Source organism: Cypionkella sp. (assembly GCF_034376685.1).
Lineage (GTDB): Bacteria > Pseudomonadota > Alphaproteobacteria > Rhodobacterales > Rhodobacteraceae > Cypionkella.
The window spans coordinates 1-23,126 of sequence record NZ_JAXMJJ010000011.1 but is presented as its reverse complement, the minus strand read 5'-3'; the positions used below and the strand labels follow the sequence as shown (position 1 = coordinate 23,126).

Annotated in this window: 21 protein-coding genes and 3 pseudogenes; 15 read left to right on the top strand and 9 right to left on the bottom strand. The window is 59.5% G+C overall.

From position 1 onward, the window contains the following. Positions 1-34: 34 nt before the first annotated feature. Positions 35-1,009, bottom strand: coding sequence for a TAXI family TRAP transporter solute-binding subunit (locus U1A24_RS02930; protein WP_322320492.1), 975 nt, complete (start codon positions 1,007-1,009; stop codon positions 35-37). A gap of 275 nt (positions 1,010-1,284) precedes the next feature. Between U1A24_RS02930 and U1A24_RS02925 the strand changes: the two genes are divergently transcribed. Both U1A24_RS02925 and U1A24_RS02920 read left to right on the top strand, forming a co-directional pair. Next, positions 1,285-1,503 (top strand): UDP-2,3-diacylglucosamine diphosphatase, encoded by a 219-nt coding sequence (locus U1A24_RS02925; RefSeq protein WP_322320491.1) that lies wholly within the window; start codon positions 1,285-1,287, stop codon positions 1,501-1,503. Positions 1,504-1,992: 489 nt separating this feature from the next. Then, positions 1,993-2,152, top strand: a pseudogene (locus tag U1A24_RS02920) (ISKra4 family transposase); the annotation flags it as partial. A 54-nt stretch (positions 2,153-2,206) separates the two neighbouring features. On the opposite strand, the pseudogene U1A24_RS02915 reads toward U1A24_RS02920, so the two are convergent. Beyond that, positions 2,207-2,890, bottom strand: a pseudogene (locus tag U1A24_RS02915) (IS6 family transposase). Positions 2,891-3,133: 243 nt separating this feature from the next. Between U1A24_RS02915 and U1A24_RS02910 the strand changes: the two are divergent. The 3 genes from U1A24_RS02910 to U1A24_RS02900 all read left to right on the top strand — a co-directional run bounded on the left by U1A24_RS02910 (position 3,134) and on the right by U1A24_RS02900 (position 6,435). After that, a complete protein-coding gene (locus U1A24_RS02910) occupies positions 3,134-4,090 on the top strand; it encodes a diacylglycerol/lipid kinase family protein (protein ID WP_322320490.1) in 957 nt (318 codons plus the stop codon). Then, positions 4,087-4,890, top strand: coding sequence for a metallophosphoesterase (locus U1A24_RS02905; protein WP_322320489.1), 804 nt, complete (start codon positions 4,087-4,089; stop codon positions 4,888-4,890). The genes U1A24_RS02910 and U1A24_RS02905 overlap by 4 nt, the downstream gene beginning before the upstream one ends. A gap of 108 nt (positions 4,891-4,998) precedes the next feature. Further along, positions 4,999-6,435, top strand: coding sequence for a sensor histidine kinase (locus tag U1A24_RS02900; RefSeq protein WP_322320488.1), 1,437 nt, complete (start codon positions 4,999-5,001; stop codon positions 6,433-6,435). Between the two features lie 86 nt (positions 6,436-6,521). Here U1A24_RS02900 and U1A24_RS02895 read toward each other — a convergent pair whose 3' ends face one another. The 4 genes from U1A24_RS02895 to U1A24_RS02880 form a co-directional block, all read right to left on the bottom strand. Next, positions 6,522-6,944, bottom strand: a complete 423-nt coding sequence (locus tag U1A24_RS02895) for a response regulator (RefSeq protein ID WP_322320525.1) — start codon at positions 6,942-6,944, stop codon at positions 6,522-6,524. Between the two features lie 203 nt (positions 6,945-7,147). Continuing rightward, a complete protein-coding gene (locus U1A24_RS02890) occupies positions 7,148-8,701 on the bottom strand; it encodes a cisplatin damage response ATP-dependent DNA ligase (protein WP_322320487.1) in 1,554 nt (517 codons plus the stop codon). Continuing rightward, the gene (locus tag U1A24_RS02885; protein ID WP_322320486.1) at positions 8,698-9,687 is read right to left on the bottom strand and encodes a ligase-associated DNA damage response exonuclease; all 990 of its coding nucleotides are present in this window, start codon (positions 9,685-9,687) and stop codon (positions 8,698-8,700) included. Before U1A24_RS02885 ends, U1A24_RS02890 begins: the two co-directional genes overlap by 4 nt. Positions 9,688-9,689: 2 nt before the next feature. Beyond that, the gene (locus tag U1A24_RS02880) at positions 9,690-10,049 is read right to left on the bottom strand and encodes a hypothetical protein (RefSeq protein ID WP_322320485.1); all 360 of its coding nucleotides are present in this window, start codon (positions 10,047-10,049) and stop codon (positions 9,690-9,692) included. A gap of 68 nt (positions 10,050-10,117) precedes the next feature. Between U1A24_RS02880 and U1A24_RS02875 the strand changes: the two genes are divergently transcribed. The 7 genes and pseudogenes from U1A24_RS02875 (at position 10,118) to U1A24_RS02845 (ending at position 17,371) form a co-directional block, all read left to right on the top strand. Further along, positions 10,118-10,969 carry a PRC-barrel domain-containing protein gene (locus U1A24_RS02875; RefSeq protein ID WP_322320484.1) on the top strand — a complete coding sequence of 284 codons (852 nt, stop codon included), beginning with the start codon at positions 10,118-10,120 and terminating at the stop codon, positions 10,967-10,969. A gap of 190 nt (positions 10,970-11,159) precedes the next feature. After that, positions 11,160-11,270, top strand: a pseudogene (locus U1A24_RS02870) (transposase); the annotation flags it as partial. Positions 11,271-11,602: 332 nt separating this feature from the next. Continuing rightward, positions 11,603-12,502: a siderophore ABC transporter substrate-binding protein gene (locus U1A24_RS02865; RefSeq protein WP_322320483.1), complete on the top strand. Its 900-nt coding sequence runs from the start codon at positions 11,603-11,605 to the stop codon at positions 12,500-12,502. 4 nt (positions 12,503-12,506) lie between these two features. Continuing rightward, positions 12,507-13,439, top strand: a complete 933-nt coding sequence (locus U1A24_RS02860; protein ID WP_322320482.1) for an ABC transporter permease — start codon at positions 12,507-12,509, stop codon at positions 13,437-13,439. Then, positions 13,432-14,373, top strand: coding sequence for an iron chelate uptake ABC transporter family permease subunit (locus tag U1A24_RS02855; RefSeq protein WP_416173449.1), 942 nt, complete (start codon positions 13,432-13,434; stop codon positions 14,371-14,373). Before U1A24_RS02860 ends, U1A24_RS02855 begins: the two co-directional genes overlap by 8 nt. Further along, the gene (locus U1A24_RS02850) at positions 14,370-15,125 is read left to right on the top strand and encodes an ABC transporter ATP-binding protein (RefSeq protein ID WP_322320480.1); all 756 of its coding nucleotides are present in this window, start codon (positions 14,370-14,372) and stop codon (positions 15,123-15,125) included. The genes U1A24_RS02855 and U1A24_RS02850 overlap by 4 nt, the downstream gene beginning before the upstream one ends. A gap of 281 nt (positions 15,126-15,406) precedes the next feature. Further along, a complete protein-coding gene (locus U1A24_RS02845) occupies positions 15,407-17,371 on the top strand; it encodes a TonB-dependent receptor domain-containing protein (RefSeq protein WP_322320479.1) in 1,965 nt (654 codons plus the stop codon). A 54-nt stretch (positions 17,372-17,425) separates the two neighbouring features. On the opposite strand, the gene U1A24_RS02840 is transcribed toward U1A24_RS02845, so the two are convergent. Together U1A24_RS02840 and U1A24_RS02835 are read right to left on the bottom strand one after the other, a co-directional pair. Next, positions 17,426-17,869 carry a MarR family winged helix-turn-helix transcriptional regulator gene (locus tag U1A24_RS02840; protein ID WP_322320478.1) on the bottom strand — a complete coding sequence of 148 codons (444 nt, stop codon included), beginning with the start codon at positions 17,867-17,869 and terminating at the stop codon, positions 17,426-17,428. A 159-nt stretch (positions 17,870-18,028) separates the two neighbouring features. Next, a complete protein-coding gene (locus U1A24_RS02835; RefSeq protein WP_322320477.1) occupies positions 18,029-19,003 on the bottom strand; it encodes a GlxA family transcriptional regulator in 975 nt (324 codons plus the stop codon). A gap of 201 nt (positions 19,004-19,204) precedes the next feature. On the opposite strand from U1A24_RS02835, the gene U1A24_RS02830 reads away from it, so the two are divergent. After that, positions 19,205-20,035 (top strand): alpha/beta hydrolase, encoded by an 831-nt coding sequence (locus U1A24_RS02830; protein ID WP_322320476.1) that lies wholly within the window; start codon positions 19,205-19,207, stop codon positions 20,033-20,035. Between the two features lie 183 nt (positions 20,036-20,218). Here U1A24_RS02830 and U1A24_RS02825 read toward each other — a convergent pair whose 3' ends face one another. Further along, entirely contained in the window at positions 20,219-20,929 is a 711-nt protein-coding gene (locus tag U1A24_RS02825) for an IS6 family transposase (protein ID WP_322320475.1), read from the bottom strand. A 267-nt stretch (positions 20,930-21,196) separates the two neighbouring features. On the opposite strand from U1A24_RS02825, the gene U1A24_RS02820 reads away from it, so the two are divergent. Next, complete coding sequence (locus U1A24_RS02820; protein ID WP_322320474.1) at positions 21,197-21,463, top strand: helix-turn-helix transcriptional regulator; 267 nt, start codon at positions 21,197-21,199, stop codon at positions 21,461-21,463. Between the two features lies 1 nt (position 21,464). Continuing rightward, a complete protein-coding gene (locus tag U1A24_RS02815) occupies positions 21,465-22,790 on the top strand; it encodes a HipA domain-containing protein (RefSeq protein WP_322320473.1) in 1,326 nt (441 codons plus the stop codon). The last annotated feature ends 336 nt before the right edge of the window (positions 22,791-23,126 follow it).

Here is a 23,126-nt window from a genome sequence, read left to right as displayed (position 1 = left end):
ACAAAGGGCGCCGCCGCAGTCTGGCTGAGCGGGCTTAGTCCTTGATCAAGCCGATTTCACGATAGTAGCGTTCTGCCCCCGGATGCAGCGGGATCGGCATGCCGTCCAGCGCAGTTTCCAGTTTGATCGACGCCGCAGCATTGTGGCTGGCTTGCAGCGCGGGAAGGTTCTCAAACAACAGTTTGGTCATCAGATAGGCGGTCTCGTCCGACACACCTTCGTGGGTGACAAAGAAATTGCCGACTGCCGCCGTCGGCACGTCGGCGGCTTGGCCTTCATAGGTGCCGGCCGGGATCACCGCGGACAGATAGGGCGCGCCAAGGGCAGCTACCACCTCCGGCGGAATGGCCACGATGGTTGTGGGGGTCGAGGTGGCCAGATCCTTCAACGAGGCAACGCCAAGACCCGCCGACTGCAGGCTGGCATCCAGCTGGCGGTTTTTCATCAGCTCGACCGATTCCGCGAAGGGCAGGTATTCGATCTTCGACAACCCTTCATAGCTCATGCCAGCGGCCCCTAGAATGGCGCGCGCGTTCAGCTCGGTGCCGGATTTGGCGGCCCCGACCGACAGGCTATGTCCCGCCAGATCAGCCAGTGTCACGACGCCGCTGTCGGCGCTGGCGGCAATCTGGATGTAATTCGGGTAAGCCGCCGAAATACCCCGCAATTTGTCCAAGGGCGCGGCGAAGCCCGCATCGGCATTGCCATCCCAGGCCAATTTGACCGCATCGCCGAGGGCAATCGCAAACTCACCCTTGCCTTGTTGCAAGAGGTTCAGGTTTTCGACACTGGCCTTGGTGGCCTGCACCTGAGTGCGCGCACCTGGGATGCCATCGGCGTAAATCTTGGCCAGACCGACGCCGATCGGGTAATACACCCCTGAAGTGCCGCCAGTCAGAATGTTGATGAACTCGTCCGCGTTGGCCGCAACCGGAGTCGTGACAATGGCAAGACCTGCCAGCAGTCCACGCAGCGTTTTAATGCGCCCAAAGGGCGTCAATGTGGTCATGGGTTCCTCCTCCCGCTTTCAGAGCCGCCAACACTTGTCTGCGTGACGGCCTTCTAACGGGGCCACTTTGTAAGATTAGGCCTGCATCCACCAACTTCTCTTTGCCGTTTCGCCCAAAAAACTTGGCGGGGTTCTGCCGCGGCATTGGCCAGAAACCGCCTGCGAACGCAACCTGAGTCCGTTTTGCCAAAGCACACCGAGCGTGTCACACCCCTTTCGCCATTCGCAGTTTGTGTTAGTGCCACAAATGGGCCGCGCAATCTCTGGGGGATGTTTTGCTCTACCGATCCCTGTTCCTTTCCGACACTCATCTCGGCACGCGCGGTTGTCAGGCTGGGATGTTGCTGGAGTTTCTCGTCGAGCATGATGCCGACACGATCTATCTTGTTGGCGATATTGTGGATGGCGGGCGGCTGCGGCGCGATTGGCATTGGCCGCAGGCGCATAATGATGTGGTGCAGGCGCTGCTGGCCAAGGCACAGACCGGCACCTAGATTATATTCATTCCCGGCAATCACGATGAATGGCCGCGATCTTACTTCGGCACGCATTTCGGCGGGATCGAGGTGACGGCTCAGGTCGATTATATCACCGCCGATGGCCGCAGGTTTCTGGTAACCCATGGCGAATGTCACTGTACCCTAATTAATCAGAATCGCGGCTGAGATTTTCATTTGTTTTCGGCGGCATGCCGTGCCCTTAATTTTCATACTGTATCATAAATTGCCATACTATACCCTTTATTACCGTACGGTCGGATCTGTGGATTGGTACCGGTCAAATGGGGCAGGGGAGCCGGTCGAGGTGCTGGCCCTTGCTGCGGAAGGCGGCACCGCAATCCGTCCCTAAGCTTGAGACTGGCCGTCAGACCAACTCTGATGATGTGACTGCCCACCTTGGCACATTGATGCCGTCGGGGGGCGGTCGCATCATGTGTGGGTAGCCCCGGTTTTAGCGGGCTTTCGGCTCGGCTTGCATGATACGACAAAAACGCGCGCGCCATATCGTCTCCACTGACCGTTTTCCTGGATGGTGCACATATCCGATGTCGACCGGAATACCCTTGTCCAACAAGCGGCTAGGTTTCCTGCAAAGCAACTCCGACATGACCTGATCGCGCAAGGCTGGGACGGTCAGAGCAAGGGGCTACGTCGCAAATTTCCGAACCGAATTGGAATAGCCAACCTCTGGACGTGATTATGCTGCGAGCTGTGCAAATTGCTGAAACGCGGTAAGACCATTGGCGCCGAACTGACCCTTTCGGATCATGTGGGCGGTTTCGATTCCCGCGATGGTTGCGGCGGCGGAATGAAAGGCCTTGAAGCCAAGCATAGGGCGGGTGAGCCGCTTGATGAAGCGATGGTCCTGCTCCAAGATATTGTTCAAGTATTTGACCTGCCGGACGTCGACGGTGCGGCCGGCGCTGGTGAATTTCAGGATCACGTTCACCGCCTGCAGGCCGGCCAGATTAGCGCCACTTTTATCGATCACCACTCGGTTCGGCACGCCCTTTGAGCCGATCGCTCGCTTGAAGAAGCGCCGGGCGGCAGCCGTGTCACGGCGCTCAGACAGCATGAAGTCAAGAGTTTGGCCGTTGCGATCAACCGCCCGATAAAGGTAGGTCCATCGACCACGGACTTTGATGTAGGTTTCGTCCATGCGCCACGAAATGGCTGTCGGTCGTTTTCTGGTCTGCGCGTTTGCAGCGATCAGTGGCGAGAACTTCACCACCCAGCGGTTCAGCGTGGCATGGTCTACGCTGACGCCGCGCTATGCCAGGATCTCTTCAAGGTCGCGGTAGGAGACCGCGTAGCGGACGTAGAAAAACACAGCGTGAAGGATCGCCGACTTCGGGCAGTGCACGCCCTTGAAATCGATCATCTTTACGTCCCGTTCGCTCACCACGTTCACCGAAATCTTCTGCATCATTACACACCCAGCTGGAAGCCCGGAAAGTTTGCGACATTACCAAGTGCCGCATATACAGGCCTGACAGAAGACCGCACTCGATCACCGAGCCCAGAAGTCAGAGCCCCTTGCACAATGGGCGGCAACCACAGCAGTTGCCAATTGATTTCATGCCGGAACACCATAGATGGTGGTACTGTCAGCACAGGGGCCGTCATGACCAACACATCTCGGAAACTCGATTTGCCGACGTCAAAGCTGGCATTGGTTTTGAATGGGGCGGCGGGCAAGAAGGATGCGCTTGCGAACGAGGATAAGATCCGGGAAAGGCTGACGCCAAATGTCGGTGAATATGTCACCTATTCGGTGCGCAGCGGCGCGGATATTGCAGGGGCAGCACAGCGGGCGGCCCGTGAAGGCGCCGATGTGGTGGTCGCTCTGGGAGGGGACGGCACGCAATCTGCGGTCGCGGGCGCGCTTGCGGGCAGCGATACCGTGATGGGTGTGCTGCCGGGTGGCACGTTCAATTATTTCGCGCGCGAATTGGGCGTGGGCGAAACTTTGGATGCGGCGTTGGACACGCTTTTGTCGGGCCGTGTTGGGCGGATGGATGTGGGTGAGGTCAACGGTCGAATCTTTTTGAACAATGCCAGCTTTGGCGTCTATCCGAAAATCCTTGAGCGCCGTGAAGCGGTGTACAAGCGCTGGGGGCGCAGCAGGGTGGCGGCTTATTGGTCGGTTTTGCTCACGCTGTGGGAACTGCGCGATCCAATGCATCTTTCGCTGACGCTGGATGGGGCGAAGCGAGATTTCCGCACGCCGTTGGCCTTCGTGGCGCGCAGTGCGTATCAGCTGGACAATATGGGCCTGGAGGGTGCCGAAGCGGTGCGTGATGGTCAGTTGGCGCTGTTTCTGGCGAAGGGCCACAGCCCACGGCATCTGATCACGGCGGCGTTTCGACTGGCTATAGGCAAAACGGCGCGGGGGCAGGATTTTGATCTGCTGATCGCGGATGAAATCCTGATCGAGACCCGCCAACTCCGCAGGTTGCTGGCGTTTGATGGCGAGAAGGAACGTGCGACGGGGCCTTTCCGTCTGCGGGTGCAGCGCGATGCGCTCTCAGTGATCGTTCCCGCCGAGGCGGCGCATGACCCGGTGGCAGCTGCGAAATGACGAGGCTGTTGCACCTGACCGATCTGCATTTTGGCCTGCATAGGCCCGAATTGGTGCAGCCATTACACGACGCGGTTCTGCTAAACAGGCCGGATGTGGTGGTTGTTTCTGGCGATCTGACGCAGCGGGCGCTTGCGGGGCAGTTCCGGGCTGCGATGGCGTTTCTGCGCGGGCTGGGTGTGCCGTTCATGGCGATACCGGGCAATCACGACCTGCCTGTGTTCAATCCGCTGGCGCGGCTGTTGAACCCATTTGGCGCGTATCGCCGGGGCGCCGCGCGAGATCTGACGCCTGTGCTAAGCATTGGGCGCCTGCGTTTGTTTGGCGTGAACACCGCCGATCCGCTGCAATGGCGCGGCGGTGTGGCGCGCATGGACGAAGTTGACTGGGTGTGCCGGGCGATGCTCGAAGGTCCAACGGATGTGACCAACATCCTGGTGTGCCATCATCCGTTCGAGGAGCCGGCGGGATTTGAGAGGGGCGAAACGGCAAACGCGCAGGCCGCGACCCAGAAGCTGATCGACGCCGGGTTGCATGCCATACTTTCGGGGCACCTGCACCATTGGACGATTGGACTTGGCATTTGCAAGCAAGGCGCGCGCCCGCTTTTTCAGATCCAGACCGGCACGGCGCTTTGCAGCCGGTTCGGCGAGCGCGACCATGGGTTTTCCGTCATGGATTTTGACGGATCCGAGTTGTCGGTAACGCCGTGGGTGGTAGATGAGCCAACGGGCAGGTTTGCGCCGCAGCCAAGTTCCGCATTCTTGTGCCGTGACCGGATGTGGTACAAAAGCGCCTGAAGCACGGCTGTGTGATAATCTTAGGGGAACAATGTTCTCGGACGCGGTGGAACCAGAAGTCGCGCATTTCGATTATAATCTCAGCACGATTTGTTCCAGGACCACCATATGACTTTATCGTACGATGACCGCTCGCAAAACGTAGAGGCACACGGCAGCACATTCCCAGAAGATCTGCTGCGGGCACAGGCGTTAGGTGGAGTGTTTCCTTTTAAGATCCACCAGACCGAGGGCAGATTTCTCACAACAAGCGGATTGCAGCAGGTGCTCGGGCTTAGAAGCGATGATCAAGGCTTGTTGGCTGCGTTCTTAGATCGGATGGCTGAAAGTGACCGCGCGCGCGTCCTGAGTTTGCTTGCCGGATCTGACGCCGACCCTGTTCCGTTCGAGTTTGAGCTGCGCGTCAGCGCCGCCGACAGCACCGAGCGGTTGTTTCTAATGCGGGGATTACACAGTGGCGCTGCCGGGACTTCTGGGGTTCTGATCGACATCAGCTACAGCAAGATGCTGGGAAATCGGAATCTTCGAGACGCGGAAGAAACCCGCAAGAAGCATCTCAGCTTTGCTGCGATTGCAGATGCGATGCCGCAGATGGTGTGGTCTACGCAAGCGGACGGTTTCCACGATTACTACAATTCTGGCTGGTATCGCTTTACCGGAGTGCCTCAGGGCAGCACCGATGGTGAACTTTGGAACGGCATGTTTCATCCTGACGATCAGGCGCGGGCATGGCAACGCTGGTCACATTCGCTTGCAACCGGCGAGCCCTATGAGATCGAGTATCGCCTGCGTCACCATTCCGGGGAATATCGCTGGGTCTTGGGCCGGGCTCGGGCGGTTAGCAACGACAAGGGTGAGATCATTCGCTGGTTCGGCACCTGCACCGATATCCACGACACCAAAAAGGCCGCAGAATACGTCGAATTGCTGAGCCAAGAGTTGAGCCATCGCATCAAGAATATTTTCGCCATCATCCAAAGTCTGGTCGGTCTGTCGGGGCGTCGCGCCCCTGAATCCACCGTCTTCGCCAAGGATCTACAGGCGCGTATCGCTGCCTTGGGCCGCGCGCATGATCTGGCGCGACCGCATTCCGACCAGTCGCGCCCGCATCAGGGAGGTGTGACGCTACACAGCCTCGCCCGCGAAATTCTGAAGCCCTACCTTGCCATGGACGATGGGCGGATCGCCATATCCGGAGCGGACGTGCCAGTTGATGATGCCGCAGCAACCCCCTTTGCGTTGATCCTGCATGAATTGGCAACCAATGCTAAAAAGTATGGTGCGCTATCCACCACTCAAGGTCAGGTGCATATATTCACCTCCTGCGATGGAGATCATTGTCAGTTGATATGGGCAGAAATGGGCGGCCCAATGGTTATGGGAGAACCCGCAACCACGGGGTTTGGCACTAAGTTGGTGCTGGCGAGCGCCCAGTCGCACCTGAACGGCACGATAGAGCGGGAATGGGATGCGGGGGGATTGGTCGTCACCATCACTTGCCCGCGCAACAGCCTGGTGCGCGGCACAGGCAAGCCAGCGTCTTAACCGTAGGTGCGCTTAGCATAAGAAAAAAAACCCGCCCAGCGATCTGGGCGGGTTTTGCATTTCCGGTATGATAAACCGCGTCCGATCTAAGCGCGTTGTTGTGCCCCGTTAAACACCGTCAACGCTGGCGGCGGCATCATGTGGTCCGTGTTGCTTTTCAGAGCAAGGATATAGTCCACCGTCTGTTTGATCGTATGCGCATCAAAGGGCTTCGGCAGCACACCGATTGCGCCGGGGATGCCGTCGCCTAACATGCGCGGGTTCGCTGTAATGAATACGACGTTCACGCCAAACTCACGCGCCAGCCGCTCACCGATTTCAGGGCCTGTCGGACCATCGCGCAGGTTTACATCGACCAGCGCCACATCGGGTTGAGCCGAGGCAAGTTGCAATGCGCTTGCCTTATCGGCAGCGATGCCGACAGTTTCAAACCCAAAGTCCTCTAGCGTCGCTTCAAGATCCATCGCGACGATAATCTCGTCTTCGACAATCAATATGCGTCCTGCCATCTCAGCACCTATTCGTTTCACACATTCTGCTTCAATTCCTGTGAGAAGCAAAGGTTAACGGGTGATGCAGCGCGTGGTTCCCTGCCATTGCGACTTGTGGGCTACATGTGACCGATGCACATGGATCTTCGCGATATGGCATCGGTATTGGGCATGAATTCTTTGGAATAACTGGCGAATTTGATCCGCACCACCGCCGCAATTCACAACATTGTGCGCAGCGTTTCCAGTTGATCGGCCTCGGCTGCGGGCTTGTCCCAGCGGATGCGCGAGATGCGCGGAAAACGCATCGCCAGACCCGAGCGATGACGCGCAGAGACGTTCAGCCCCTCGAATGCGACCTCAACCACCAGCAGAGGGGCGAGTTGGCGTACAGGGCCAAAGCGCTGCGTGGTGTTCTTGCGCACGAAGCGATCCAGTTCTTTCAATTCTTCATCGGTGAATCCGAAATAAGCCTTGCCGACCGGGACCAGATCGGCCCCATCCCAAAGGCCAAAGGTGAAATCGCTGAAAAAGCCCGACCGTTTGCCATGACCGCTTTGCGCGTAAAGCAGCACCGCATCCACCACCATCGGATCACGTTTCCATTTGAACCACGGGCCGCGCGGACGTCCAGCGATATAGGGCGCGCTGCGGCGCTTAATCATCACGCCTTCAATCACCGCAGCGGGCAGTGTCGACCGCAGATGGGTCAGATCGTCCCATGTCGTGAACGCAAGCAACGGTGACAGGTCAATCCGGTCACGGGCAAAATTTGCGGACTCGAGACGCGCGCGGCGGTGTTCAAGCGGCAGGGCGCGCAGATCTTCGCCCTGCCATGTCAGGATGTCATAAAGCCGAAGGCTGGCAGGATGGCTTTGCAGCATGGCCCGGCTGACCGCCTTTCGGCCCAGACGCTTTTGCAGATCGGCAAAGGGCGCGACATCGGCATCGCGACGGATCAAGAGTTCGCCGTCCACCGCGCCCTCAAACTCCACCGCTTCCAGCAAATCGGGGAAGGCCGCGCCAATATCCTCGCCGGTGCGCGAATAAAGTCGCCGCCGCCCGCCTTCGGACACCGCTTGCACCCGGATGCCATCCCATTTCCATTCCGCAAAATACGCGGCCGGGTCTAGCGCGGTCAGATCCTCGGGCGTGATCGGCGTTGACAACATCACGGGTCGGAACGGCGCGGCAGAGGCCGCTTCGGGGCGGGCACCGCCGGCAAGCCAATCAAACAGCGGGGTGTACGGCGGGGCAAGGCCATGCCAGATTTCTTCGATCTCCTCAACGCTGCGGGCAGAGTTTTGCGCCAAGGCGATGCGGGCAAGACGGGCCGAAACCCCCACCCGCATGTTGCCAGTGGCCAGTTTCAGAAAGGCAAGGCGTTCGGGCGGGGTCATCCGGTCCAGCATGACGGCGATGGCGGCTGGCAGCGCCAACTTCCCCGTTTCGCGCAGCAAAGCCACCGCATCGGACAGCGTGACTTCGGGGCTGGAGGACGTACTTTCGGGCCAGATCAGCGCGATGGTTTCGGCCAGATCGCCCACGAAATCATAAGACAGCGCAAACAACTGCGCGTCCACACGTTCTCCCGCCAATCGTCGCAGCAGCGACGGCGAGACTTGCCGCAAATCCAAAGTGCTGGTCAGGGCCGCCAGCGCCCAGCCGCGATCAGGGTCAGCAGTAGCCGCGAAATAATGCGACAGAATGGTCAGCTTGGCATTGCGCCCTGCGGTGAAGGCCAATCGTTCCAAGAGGCGCGCGAAGCCCTTCATTCGGGTTCATCCTCATAGCCGATCAGCCGCAGCGGGCGGGCGGAGATACCTTCGATCTCGCACCAGCGCATCAGCCCATCTTCGGTGCCATGGGTGATCCAGACTTCTTGCGGAGAAAGCTCGCGGATGGTTGCGGTCAGTTGCGGCCAGTCGACGTGATCGCTGATCACCAACGGCAGTTCGACCCCGCGTTGCCGGGCACGGGCGCGCACGGTCATCCAGCCCGAGGCATAGGAAATCACCGGATCGCGAAAGCGTTGCACCCAAGGGCTTGCGAAGGCGGAGGGCGGAGCAAGAACGAGTTGCGCCTCGCCCGGATCGGTGGCCGAGACCAGGGGGCCAAGGTCAATGCCTTGCTCGACATGGTAGTCGCACAACCGCTTCAGCGCACCGTGGATGGCGATGGGCCCTGCGTAACCAGCCGCTCGCGCCAGTGCGATCACCCGCTGCGCTTTTCCCAGCGCATAAGCCCCGACCAGATGCGGGCGGTCGGGGAATTCTGCCATGCTGGCAAGCAGACGTGCAGCCTCGGTCAAGGGATCAGGGTGGCGGAACACTGGCAAACCAAAGGTGGCTTCGGTGATGAAGATATCGCAGGCCACAGGCTCAAACGGCAGACAGACGGGGTTTGGCGCGCGGCAATAATCCCCCGACACAAGGATGCGCGGCCCGTGGTCGGGGGTGATCAGGATCTGCGCTGATCCCAGCACATGCCCTGCGGGATGAAAGCTGACGGTCACATCGCCCACCCGCATCAAGCCTTCGGCAATCTGGCGGCTTGGCGTGAATCCTTCGCCATAGCGGATCGCCATGATTTCCAGCGTTTGCCGAGTCGCCATCACAGCGCCATGATCGGGACGGGCGTGGTCGGAATGGCCGTGCGTGACCAGCGCGCGCGGCACCGGGCGCAGCGGATCGATATAGAAATCCCCCGGCGCGCAGTACAACCCGGCCTCGGTCGGAAAAAGGATGTCTTCGGCGCGCATGCTTAGCGCCCACACCGGGTTGGGCGGGTCGATCTGCCGATTGGCAGCAGCACCAGCCGCAGGGTTGCGATCAGACGGGTCGCCCGGAAATTCACCAAGGCCGACGGGATCTGCATGGCGCGGGCTCCTTGTAGGACGGTTTGCAAAATAACATAGGCGGCGTTCAAAACCTTCAAGACCCGCCACGTCGTTAAATCCTCAAGGAAAAATTCGTTCCACAGCGCGTAACAGATCAGGACTGTCGCTGTCAGAGCAGGTTTGATTTTTAAGTGTCCGCGCGGACCGTCATGCCAGAAAAGCAATGCAAACGCATAAACTGCCCGATGGTTCCTGCTGTATTTGTTGATAAATTTCGGAACCACCCTTGGGCGGTGACGTTTTCCAGTCAGCGCAACACAGCGTCATAAAAATGCATCGACTGGAGATGAAGATGAAAAACCTAATGCTTTCCACCGCCGTTTTTGCGGGCCTTGCAGGTGCGGCTTTCGCTCAGGACTCGGGCAGCATGTTCCGCGCTGCAGTCGATCCGATGAATGTCCGGGCCTCTGACTTTATCGGCATGCGTGTTTACGCTTCGGAAGCGGCGATTGATGCGACCGAGTATAGTGGCACCCAAGAGGGCTGGGATGACATCGGCGAAATCAACGATGTGGTGATGTCGCGTGACGGTAAGGTAGATGCCGTGCTGGTTGATATCGGCGGTTTCCTGGGTATGGGGGAACGTCAGGTCGCGGTTGGCATGGAAGCCATCAAATTCGTCAGCGACAGCGCCACGGCAGACAAACCCGATGACTTCTTTCTGGTGATGTCGGCTGCGCGTGCTGATTTTGAGGCCGCACCTGACTACTCGATGAATACCGATGCGACGGCGCCTGCCGCTGCGGCTCCCGCCGCGACCGACACGATGGCTGCAACAGATCCTGCTGCGACTGATACGATGGCAGCAAGCGACCCTGCAGCGACCACACGTCAACCAATGACCCGCGATGGTTATGTGGCGGCTGATGCCACCTACCTGACCGCCGAAAAATTGACCGGTGCGAAGGTTTACGATGCCAATGACAAAGCCATTGGCGAAGTCTCCAATCTGGTGCTTGCGGCGGATGGCAAAGCCACGGATGTAGTGATTGATGTGGGTGGCTTCCTAGGTATGGGCGAAAAGCCTGTTGCTCTGCCGCTGGCAGATGTTGACATTCTGCGCGAGGCAGAAGGCGAAGATCTGCGTGTGTATCTGAGCCAGACCAAAGAACAGCTGGAAGCGATGCCAAACTTTGCAGGCTAGCCTTCCCACAAACTGATCGCCAAAGGCTCGCCCTCACCGGCGGGCCTTTGGTTTTTGAACGAATTCCTCCACCTCAACTGACTTATTCTCCCCCACGGCTGCATCCAGATGATCTGATCCCCGGAAACTGGATCGTTTGAAGCTGGAGTTTTCCGCTACGTTTTCCTGGCTGGGAGAGGAGCGGAATCGGATGAAGGCGAGCAAATTCACGGACGCGCAGAAGGCGTTCATCATCAAGCAGGGCGAAGAGGGCACGGCGGTTGCGGAGATCTGTCGCAAGGCCGGGATCCGTTGGCCGACAGGCGAATGCGCAGCAATCGCCGACAGGCAGTCAGGTGACATGCTGCCGGTTTCGTGGAAACGAAGATAAGATCGTGACCAAGGAACTGGAGAGCGGATATGATGAGACGCAAGTTCAGCCGTGAGTTCAAGATCGAGGCCGTAAGGCCGGTGGCGGACCGGGGGTGGCAACTACCACAGCCATTTCAGTGTCGGTGGTGGCGACAATTGCGGGAAATACCTTAGTATTTTACCCTGAGTATTCGCTGGACCGGCGCGCGGCAAGCCGCTATCCAGCGCGCAATCGCGTGAAGCCAGTTCTCCAGCCACACGCCCAAAGCCTTGGAGACTGTCATGCTGCATCAGTTCCGCCGCCTCGCGGCCGTTCTTGCCCTGTCCGTGGTTGCCGCTCCTGTCCTTGCCGAGGATGTGACCATTGCGACGGCCAAGGGTGAGGTCAGCTTGCCGCTATCGCCTGCCACCGTCGCCGTGCTGGACATTGCAGCGATCGATACGTTGACAGCCCTTGGCGTCACTCTGGCTGGCGTGCCGGACAAGCTGTATGTGCCCTACTTGGCCGATCTTGCCGGAAAAGTTCCGGTCATGGGCACGCTGTTCGAACCTGATCTGGAGGCGTTGGCTGCACTGTCGCCGGATCTTATCATCGCTGGTGGCCGGTCCTCGACTCAGATCGAGCCGTTGTCGCAGGTGGCGACAACCATCGACATGACGATCTGGGAAGACGTCGTGGGGCAGGGCCGTGATCGGATCACGGCCTACGGCGCACTATTTGCCAAGGCGGAAAAGGCAGCCGAGCTGAACGCAACACTGGATGCCAAGATTACCGAGGTGAAGGCCGCCGCCAGTGGCAAGGGCCGCGCGCTGATCCTGATGAGCAATGGGCCGAAGATCTCGGCCTATGGCAAGGGCTCGCGGTTTGCATGGCTGCACGACACTTTAGGCATTCCCGAAGCACACCAGAACCTGAACCCCGAAACCCATGGCGATGCGGTGTCGTTTGAGTTTGTGGCCGAGGTGAACCCAGACTGGATCATCGTGGTCGATCGGTCTGCCGCAATCGGCGAGCCAGCGCTGGCTTCGGAAACCCTGGACAATCCACTGGTCGCAGGAACAGCGGCCGGGCAGAAGGGACAGATTGTCTACCTTTCCTCAACCCCGATTTACATAGCGGGTGGCGGCTATACGTCCATGATGACCACGCTGGACGAGCTTCTCGCTGCGTTCACGAAGTAGCCCGGTGCGGCTCAGCTTGATCCTTGCGATTGCGCTTGTCCCACTTGCGGCGACAAGTCTGCTGGTTGGCGTCGCGGATCTGTCGGGCGACGCCAGCCTGATCTTTTGGGTGTCGCGCTTGCCGCGCACGTTGGCGGTGATGCTGACTGGGGCTGCGCTGGCGGTGGCGGGCGTTGTGATGCAGCAACTGGTGCGCAACCGCTTTGTCGAGCCGGGCACGACCGGCACCGGCGAGGCTGCAGCGCTGGGGTTGATTGCCGCGACGCTGCTGGCGCCCGAGGCGTCGCTTTGGGTCAAGATGCTTGCGGCAAGCGCGGGCGGGCTGGCCGGAACCGCATTGTTCTTGGCTATGATCCGTCGGCTGCCGCCACAAGAGGTGCTGCTGGTGCCCCTTGCAGGTCTGGTTTGGTCGGGAGTGCTTGGCGCGATGGTGCTGCATATCGGCTGGCAGACCGATCTTTTGCAACTGGTGGGCATCTGGCTGATGACGGGCGAGTTTTCGGGCGTCATCGCCGGGCGCTATGAGCTGTTGTGGGTCGCAGGTGCTGCTGCAGCACTGGCCCTGTTCGCTGCTGATCGCTTCGCCATTCTGGGTCTTGGCGATGGCATGGCGCGCGGGTTGGGGTTGCGACCTGCTGCGGTGATGCGGCTCGGGCTGGTGGTTGTGTCGGTGGTGACAGCGCTGGTCATGGCGACGGTCGGCATGGTGCCCTTTGTGGGGCTAGTGGTGCCAAACATCGTCTCCCGGCTGATGGGTGACAATCTGCGCGCCAGCCTGCCGGTGACGGCTCTGGGCGGTGCGGCGCTGCTGTTGGTGTGCGACGTCATCGGGCGGCTGGTGATCTTTCCCTATGAGGTGCCGGTGGGCTCGGTGCTGGGCATCGTTGGTGCGGCACTTTTCCTGTGGCTTTTGTGGCGGGCGCCTCGGCATGGGTAAGAGGCTGATCTTGCTAGCCGTAGCCCTCATGTTCGCGTCGGCACTGTATCTGCTGCCCGGCCTTGGGCAGAAGTGGCAGTTCGTGCTGTCTTTGCGCAGCACTCGGCTGGCAGGCTTGCTGGTGGTTGGGATGGCTGTCGCCGTCGCGACGATCTTGTTCCAGACCGTGGCACGCAACCGCATTCTGACGCCGCAGATCATGGGCATCGATGCGTTGTTTCTGTTCTTGCAGACCGCACTGGTGGTCAGCCTTGGCCCAATAGGATTTGCGGCGATTTCCGGGCCCGCGAAGTTCGCGACTGAGGTGACGGTGCTGGTTGGTGCCGCGCTGCTGCTGTTCGGCACGTTGCTGGGCCGGGGCGCGCAGGATGTGCCGCGCATGATGCTGACCGGGGTGATTCTGGGGATCCTGTTCCGGTCCGCCAGCGGTTTCCTGTCGCGGGTGATGGACCCGAACGCTTTTGTGATCGTGCAGTCGGAATCGGCGGCCAGCTTTTCGCGGATCGACGCAAGCCTTCTGCCCTTTGTCGCGCTGACGACAGCGATGGTGATTGCGGTGGCGATAGGGCTGGCATCAAAGCTGGACGTGCTGGCGCTGGGCAGGCCAACGGCTGTGTCGCTGGGATTGCGGCATGACAGACTGGTGCTTTTGGTGCTGGTGCTTGTCGCCGTGCTGGTCGCAGTGGCGACCGCGCTGGTCGGGCCGCTGGCGTTTCTGGGCCTGATCGTCGCAGCTTTGGCCCGGCCTCTGACTGGTTCTGACCGACATTTGCCCTTGTTGCTGACGGCGATGCTTTTGGCCGCGCTGATGCTGGTCGCGGGGCAAACCCTGTTCGAGCGCGCGTTGGGCCAGCAATCTACGCTGCCCGCCGTTGTGGAATTTGTGGGTGGTTTGGTGTTCCTTGGCCTTCTTTTGAAAGGACGGATCCGATGATTGAAGTGCGCGGGCTGAACCACCGCATCGGTAAAACCGACATTCTGCGCGATATCAACCTGACCCTCCCCAAAGGCCAAATCACCGCTTTGATCGGCCCGAACGGCGCAGGGAAATCCACGCTATTGTCGCTGATCGCACGGCTGCTGCCGGTGCAATCGGGACAGATCAGCGTGGCCGGATTGGATCTGACGCAGACGCCGACCGAGGTATTGGCGAAGGCGATGGCGATCTTGCCGCAGAACGCGGGTATCGCCAGCCGCCTGCGGGTGCGCGAGTTGGTCGCCTTTGGGCGCTGGCCGCATCATCATGGCCGCCCGCAGGAGGACGATCAGGCGCTGGTCGCAGCCGCGATCACACGGCTGGGCCTGACCGATCTGGCTGATCGTTTCCTTGACGAACTTTCCGGTGGGCAGCGCCAACGCGCCCATCTGGCAATGGCTTTCGCGCAGGGCACCGACTGGTTGTTGCTGGACGAACCGCTTGCCGCGTTGGACATGGCCCACGCGCGTGGGTTGATGCAAGAATTGGCAAGTCTGCGTGACGCTGGCCGCAGCGTGGTGATGGTGCTGCATGAGGTGAACCACGCCGCCGCATGGGCCGACCATGTCGTTGCCATGAAGGCGGGCCGCATTGTGGCCGAGGGCCCGCCCGAAGCGGTATTCACGCCACGGGTCTTGGAACCGCTGTACGACATGACGCTGCGGGTTGAACAGTTTGAGGGTCGCCCACTGATCTTGCACCACGTCTAGGCACCGGGCCGCACCATGCCATCTTCTGGCAGACCCCGATTACGGTTCGTGTAACCGTCGGAACAGACTGTTCGAGGTCAAATCCAACCCATTGCTCCAGACTGTTGCACCACGGTTGCCCCAACGATCCCCTCTGCCAGATCTCACAAACATGCAGTTGCATGTTCGATGCTGGACTGCTAGTTCGCGGCAAAAGCCAGGGAATCCCAAGCCAATCAAGCCGCAATTCGGAGGTCCTGATGGCTGCGTTTCACACCCGCCGCGCCCGCGCGCGCCTTTCTATGTCCACGATTTCTGCGGGAACGGCGCTGGCACTGCTTTGCCCCGGCACCGCAATCGCTCAGCAAGCCGAGCCAGAGTCGGCTCCGGTGTTTCTGGGTCGCATTCTGCTGGACCCGTCGCTCGTGCGTGCCACGGATCCCGACGGCAACGCCGCAGACCGCGCCAATAGCCAATACGTTGCCGAGGCCGAGCTTGACCGTGCCCGTATGGGCGATCTGAAGGATCTTTTCGCCGGTATCGCTTCGGTCTCGGTCGGTGGTGCAATCCCTGTGGCGCAGAAGATTTTCGTCAACGGCGTCGATATGCTGAACCTTGCGGTCACAGTCGATGGCGTGTCGCAAAACAACCGACTGTTCCACCATGTTTCGGCCAACGCCTTCGATCCCGGCCTGATGAAATTCGTCCGCGTTGATGCAGGTGCCGCTCCGGCTGATGCCGGACCGCATGCCATGGCAGGTGCTGTGGTGATGGAAACCGTCGATGCCAGAGACGTGCTTGAAGACGGTCAGAACGTCGGCGGCAATGTCCGCTTGTCGTTCGGCGACAACGGCAACACCTTCGGGCGCGCGGCCACGCTGGCGGGCCGTTCGGGCGGTTTCGAGTGGTTGGGCTATGCCAAGCGCGCCACCGGTGATGACTATGAAACCGGATCAGGGGACGAAGTTGCGGGCAGCGCAGCCGATCTGACGACGATGCTTTTGAAACTGGCTTTTGAGTCCCCCGATGGCCACCGCTTCGAGCTTTCGGGTCAACGGATGGCGGATGACGCCTTGCGCCCGTTCCGCGCCAATTTTATCTCAGACGGTCGGCCTTTCGCGCCGCGCCGCTACGATACCACACGGGACACCGTTGCGTTCAGCTATGAAAACACCTTGGCCGAGGGCTTCTGGGATCCAAAGATAGTGTTGGGTAAATCAAAGGTCCGCATCGGCGTCGATCAGCCCACGTTCCCCGAGCTTGGCGTAAGCTGGGGCGATTCTGCCACCACATCAGGCAAGATCGAGAACCGTATCAAGCTGGGCATGGGCACCGTCACGGTCGGGGTCGATTTCTATGATCGCGAAAGCACCTATAGCGATGATACCGTGGTAGCCATCACCGAGGCCTCGCGCAACACCGGCCTGTTTGCACAGGCACGGCTTGACCCGACCGAGGCATTGTCGCTGTCCTTCGGCATGCGCTATGATCGACAGGACTTCACCGGCACCACTGGCTGGTCGGATGATTTTGCGGGCTTCAGTGGCAACCTGTCGGTGTCCTACGCCCTGAATGACAAGCTGACACTGCGCGGCGGCACCTCTTCGGTGTTTGGTGGACTGACCATCGAGGATAACTTCATCTACAATCCCGCATGGGACTATGACAGCCTGCGCCCGTCACGCTCCACCAACTACACCTTGGGGTTCGACTATGAAGCAGGCAGCCTTGATCTCAGCGGCGAGTTGTTCCTGACCAAGATCGACGATGCCCGCGTCAGCAGCTTCCGCTCCAACACAAATGGCGATGCAGAAAGCCGTGGCTTCAATCTGGGCCTTGGTTATGGCTGGGACGATGGCTATCTGCGCGCCAGCTATTCGCAAAGTAAGGTCAAGGTGAACGGGGCGGGTGCCGACAGCTTCTCGGCGCTTGACCTTGGCGCACCGCTTGGCGGCATCTTTGCGATTGAACTGCAACATACGCCCGAAGGCAGTGACTTCACCTTTGGCGGCAGCATCGACGCCGCCACGCGCTATAGCGATATCGAGGGCGTCGCTGATGCCGAAATCCCCGGCTATGCCGTGCTGAACCTGTTCACCGAATACGCTTCACCCAGCATCGAGGGCTTGGTGGTCCGTGCCGAGGTGAACAACGTCTTCGACAAAGAATATGCAGACCGGGCGAGCTATGGCGCAGATTTTGCCGATGTGACGCCATTCTACGAGCCGGGGCGCACCATCTCCATCGTTGCGGCGATGAAGTTCTGATCAACGTTGATCATGGTTTGACGAGTGGGGGGCGGGAAACCGCCCCTGTTTCGTTCAGGGGTATAGGCGGTTCAACAACTTCAAGGCCTGATAAGCCTCGGCCGTTGACAGACGCTCGGCAAGATGCGCCTCGATCTCGGCCCGATACACCAACCAGACCCTCTCATGCAGCCCTTGCGCGTTCTCAGTCAGGTGAATGATCTGCCCACGCCCTGCACCGGGTTGGCTTTGCCGGCAAATCAACCCAGCCTTTTCCATCCGTGAGATGTGCCGCGACAGAGCATACTGCGGCAAAAACAGCCGCCGTTGCAGTGCGATCATCTGCACCCCGGCAGCCCCTGCCTCACTTGCGGCCAAAAGAATTTCGTACCAGATAGGATCAGCGATCCCCTCTGCTTTCAGCGCGCGGTCAACGCCGGGCATCATCGTACGGTTGATGCGTTGCAGCGCGAAGAACACCCGCGAATAGCCCAGACGCGGATCGGTGTCGCCGAACATCAATTGATCACTGTTCGGGCTATCTTGCGGCGGTGTAACAGCTGGCACTCTGGATCTCGCGGCAACTTTGCTGATGTGTTCTAGCCCACTGCCGATCCAATTGCGAGTGTGACGCACTCCCATACACCAGACAGGCTACGGGTCGAGGCGTGGCGCAGGCTAATGCGCCTCAGACGCGATACCAAACCTTTGGCGATATGCCGCAGGTGGCAGCCCGGTCAGCTTTTGGAACAGTTTGCGAAAGGCGGCAGGGTCAGCATAGCCGACATCCCAAGCAATACGATCCACCGGCGTCAGCGAATGCTCCAATGCCTCACGCGCTTTCGCGATACGCACCTGCTGGAGGTATTCGACCGGGCGAAATCCCGTGGCCGCGCTGAACCTGCGTAAAAAGGTGCGGCCTGTCATCCCCGCGGCCAATTGAAGATCTGCTACACCGTTCAATGTTGTCGCATGGGCGTGGATATGATGCTGGCTCTGTCGGATCGCGTCGTCACCATGGTCGAATCGTGGGATGAACTGTGCGAAAGCCCTCTGGCTGTGTCGCGGCGGCTCGATCAGCAAAAAACGCGCCGTGGCCAGCATGGTCGATGGGCCCAGCAAGCGCTGTACCAGCGTTAGGCCAAGGTCGGCCCAGGCAAGGATGCCGCCAGCGGTCATGATATCGCCCTCGTCAAGCACCATATGCTGCTCGGCCAGATGCACTTTCGGAAAGCGCTGCGCCAACTGCTGGGCAAAGGCCCAATGCGTGGTAACGCGGCGACCGTCGATCAAGCCAGTTTCCGCCAGCACAAACGCCCCGGCGCAGACCGAGCACAGGGTCGTCCCTGCCGCATGCTGTTCGCGCAGCCAGCGTGCCGCCTCGGGGGCCGGGGCCATCAATTCAGGCATGATGATGCTGGGCGGAGCGATCACATGGCTGAGGCGGTGTGGCGCACCCGGATGACTGTCCCAGACGCAGACGACGCCTTCGGCTGAGGCCTGCCAATGTGACACTCGCAGGACGCGCGGCGGATCCCCAGTCCATTCCCCGGCGATACGGAACAAGTCTGTCAGTCCATAAATCGCCGCAAGCTGGCAATCGGGATAGATCAAAAGCCCGATTTCAGCCACCGCACCCGTGATGCCTATCATGTCCGTTTTGCCTCGATCATTGTCCGTTTCGCCACTCTTCTTCATGTATCCGTATCTCTAGATTTGTCCATGTTAAAACCGAAAGGACAGGCGATGCACACAGATGCTACCCGGCGCGCTATGATGTTGACGGCTGCCGCTGCGGCGGCACTGACCGCTCTGCCGCAGATCATTTTTGCTCACACTCAAGGAGATATCACGATGGCTACGATCAAGACCCAAGACGGCACCAACATCTTCTACAAAGATTGGGGTCCGAAAGACGCGCAACCGGTGGTCTTCCATCACGGCTGGCCACTGTCCGGCGATGACTGGGACAACCAGATGCTGTTCTTCCTGTCGGAAGGCTATCGCGTGATTGCACATGACCGGCGCGGGCACGGGCGTTCCGATCAGACGGATGCCGGCAATGACATGGACACCTATGCTGCCGATGTGGCTGAACTGGCCCGCACCTTGGATTTGCGCAATGCTATCCACATCGGCCACTCAACGGGTGGGGGCGAAGTCGCGCGCTATGTGGCCCGCGCCGAACCCGGTCGCGTTGCCAAGGCTGTACTAATAGGTGCTGTGCCGCCAGTGATGGTGAAATCCGAAGCAAATCCTGACGGAATCCCGCTGGAGGTCTTCGACGGCTTTCGTGCAGCGCTGGTCACCAACCGGGCGCAGTTCTACGTCGATGTGCCCTCGGGCCCTTTCTACGGCTTCAACCGTGATGGTGGCAAGATCAGCCAAGGCCTGATCAACAACTGGTGGCGTCAGGGCATGGCTGGTGGTGCAAAGGCGCATTACGACTGCATCAAGGCTTACTCGGAAACCGATTTCACCGAGGATCTGACGGCGATCACCGTGCCGGTGCTGGTGTTGCATGGTGAGGATGACCAGATCGTGCCAATTGCGAACTCGGCCCACAAAGCGATCAAACTGTTGCGCAATGGGACGTTGAAAACCTATCCAGGCCTGTCGCATGGCTTTTTCGCCACCCATCCCGAGGTGATTAACCCCGATCTGCTGGCCTTCGCCAGGGCCTGATTTCAAGAGGGCTGCGGCATTGCCTGCCGCAGTCCGCCTTGCATTGATACGAATTGCCACTCGGGCCAGATCATTCAGTAAAGCCTTCTCCGCCAAAATATCTGAGCAGCGATCCTGAATGCTGCCTTTCTGGCATTGTCAGGTTATTTTCCAGTGCTTGGATAAGCAGCTGATGCGGTAGCTTCAGGCGACGATTTCGCCCACGTAACGAACGCAGAGGCCATGGGCATCTGTTCGTGTGCAGTGGTAGTCAGCGGCGTTGATGCGGTGGCGTTTTGGGCGAAAGAGAACTGCAATTTGATCATGGACAGAGAGGAACTTCTGAGCATGTCTTGCTGATTTGAACCGGCCGAATATCTTCTCTCTTCTGTGGGTGTGCCGATGTGATGCCTCGCTGACATTGTTCAATCCCTTGTGCGATCTGTGATCAACGCCAAGGCAAAGCTCGCGCATAGCAACGCCATAGCTGCGCAATTTATCCGTTACAATGACCCGAGGCATGCCCCAACGCTTCAAGAGTTTCCGCAGAAAACGCTTGGCGGCTTTAGCGTTTCGGCGCGACTGCACAAGGATTTCTAGCGTATCTCCGTTGCCATCGACTGCACGCCAGAGCCAGTGCTTCTGCCCCCGGATCGGGATCACAACATCGTCTAGGTGCCACTTGTCGGCGGGCTGAGGGCGATCACGCCGAATCTTTGCAGCAATCTGCGCTCCAAATTTAGCCACCCAATCTCGGATCGTCTCATGGCTGACCGTAATGCCGCGTTCTGCCAGCAGATCCTCAACGTCTCGTAGGCTTAGGGCGAAACGGTGGTAGGCCCAGACGGCATAGCCAATAACCGAGCGTGGAAAGCGATAGCCCTTCAAGGCCGAGGAGGGGACAGACAATATCATCATCCTGCGTTAGCCTCCCAGATCGGTACCGACAACCTGACAATGCCCGCCGCACTGCTCCATCGTTGGCGGGGCTAAATATGTGACAAGGCATCGTTTTGGCGAGGTGTCCGAGCGGCGGCTACAGGCTCCGGTGGATTGACCAATGCCCTGTTACTGCCCTGCTCGGCTGTAGCCATATCGTTCTTAAGCTATAATGCATCTTGATCGCCCATAGGCGATAAACGTACAGAATGGCCCATAAGCGATATTGAATAGATATAGTTCATGGGCTATTGTCGCTTCATGCAAGAAGCATCAACCCAATCCATACGCAGTCTGCGGCAGGCCGCCGCCGCGCTTCGCGCCAGACGGCGTGCGCGTGGTATGACCCAGAAACAACTGGCCCAAATCACGGGGACCGCGCAATCCACCGTCTCGGATATAGAGACCGGCGTCGTCTCAGTCAGCCTCGACGTCTACCTCCGGCTGCTCGAAGCCCTCGGTGCCGAGTTGACCGTGACCGGGCGCATGCCCGAACAGGATCCAAACTAACATGGCGCGCTTGGCACGGAGGCGGGCCGGCATCCGGCGTAGCAAGACAGCAGTTTGGTACGAAAGGACACCGGTAGGGACACTGATCAAAGCCACCGATGGCGGCGTTAACTTTTCCTACAATTCAGCCTGGCTGGCCTCGGACTTGGCCTTCCCCGTGGCAAGTGTATTGCCTCTGACACAGGCGGACTGGAAAGGCGATCCGGTGATTGCCGCTTTCGACAACCTTCTGCCGGATGCGGAAGGTGAACTCCGTGAAAAGATCGCGGCGCGGGTCGGCGCCGAGGGAAAAGACGTCTTCTGCCTTCTGTCCGCACTCGGGCGGGACTGCGTGGGGGCGTTGCAGTTCTTGCCGCTGGACGAGGAACCCGCGGCCCAAGACATGGAATATCGCGAGATTTCCGAGGCGGAGATGGTCACCGATCTGAAGAATCTCGCCGCGGCGCCATTAGCGCTCGGGGAAGACGAGGACTTCCGGATCTCCATCGCCGGGGCCCAAGAAAAGACCGCCTATCTTCGCATCGGCGACCATTGGGGGAAACCGCGCGGCATCACGCCGACAAGCCACATCTTCAAAACCCCAATGGGCATCCTTCCCGGCCCCGACGAAATCGACATGAGCGACAGCGTCGAGAACGAACTTTTCTGCATGACGCTGGCCCGCGAGATTGGGCTGCCTGTGGCCAAGGTCGAGAAGATCTCCCTGCCGGGGTTAGCAGCACTGGCTGTTGAACGTATCGACCGGACGTGGGAAGGCGAAACCCTGAAACGTTTGCCGCAGGAAGACATCTGCCAATCCCTTGGCTATCCCTCCGCCCGGAAATACCAAAAGTCAGGTGGCCCGGGCATCGGTCAAGTCATGGACCTCCTACGGGAATCCGACAATCCGATCCACGATCGCGAAACCTTCTTCCGCGCCCAAATCTTCTACTTCCTGATCGGCGCATCTGACGGGCATGCCAAGAATTTCAGCCTACAGCTGGGCCGCCGCGGCCGTTTCCGTCTTGCACCGCTCTACGACATCCTGAGTGTAGCGCCGGTCGTCCATACCGGACGCCTTCAGCGCAAACGCTACCGACTCGCCATGTCGATCGACGGCCATTATGGCATTGACGAAATTGTGCCGCGCCACTTTGAGGCCGAAGGCAAGGCCTGTGGCCTTCCAAGGAACCGTGCTCTGGATCTTCTCGAAGAGATAGCCGACCGCCTCGATCCGGCACTGGAACGAACGAAGCTTGGCTTGGGCAATCAGGTACCGGTCGGCGTGAGCGGTCCGATCATCACGGATTCAATGCAGCGCGCGGACCAAATCCGAAAGGTCCAGTGAGGCGTCGCCAAGCGCCTTCGTCCACTTACGATCTTTCATCGAAACCCTGTTCGGGTTGAAGTCTCGCCCCCGGTCTTTCGACGGGAGTGGACAAAACGTGGGGGTCCTCGTCGATGGTGTCGGCCATGCTAAGGTGAGTTTTTTGGAAGGGGAGCTGCCATGGACGTTCGAATTACGGTTGAAACGACCTTCGACTGTTGATTTTCACCCAGAACTGAGCCGGTTTTTTCACCGAGAAGTGAGCCACCTCTGATTATGGATTTCGGTTCATGCAGGGGTCAAGCTGTGTGTTGTTTCCTTCTTTTTCTTGGCGGCGGATGCGGCAGCGGAGCTGGC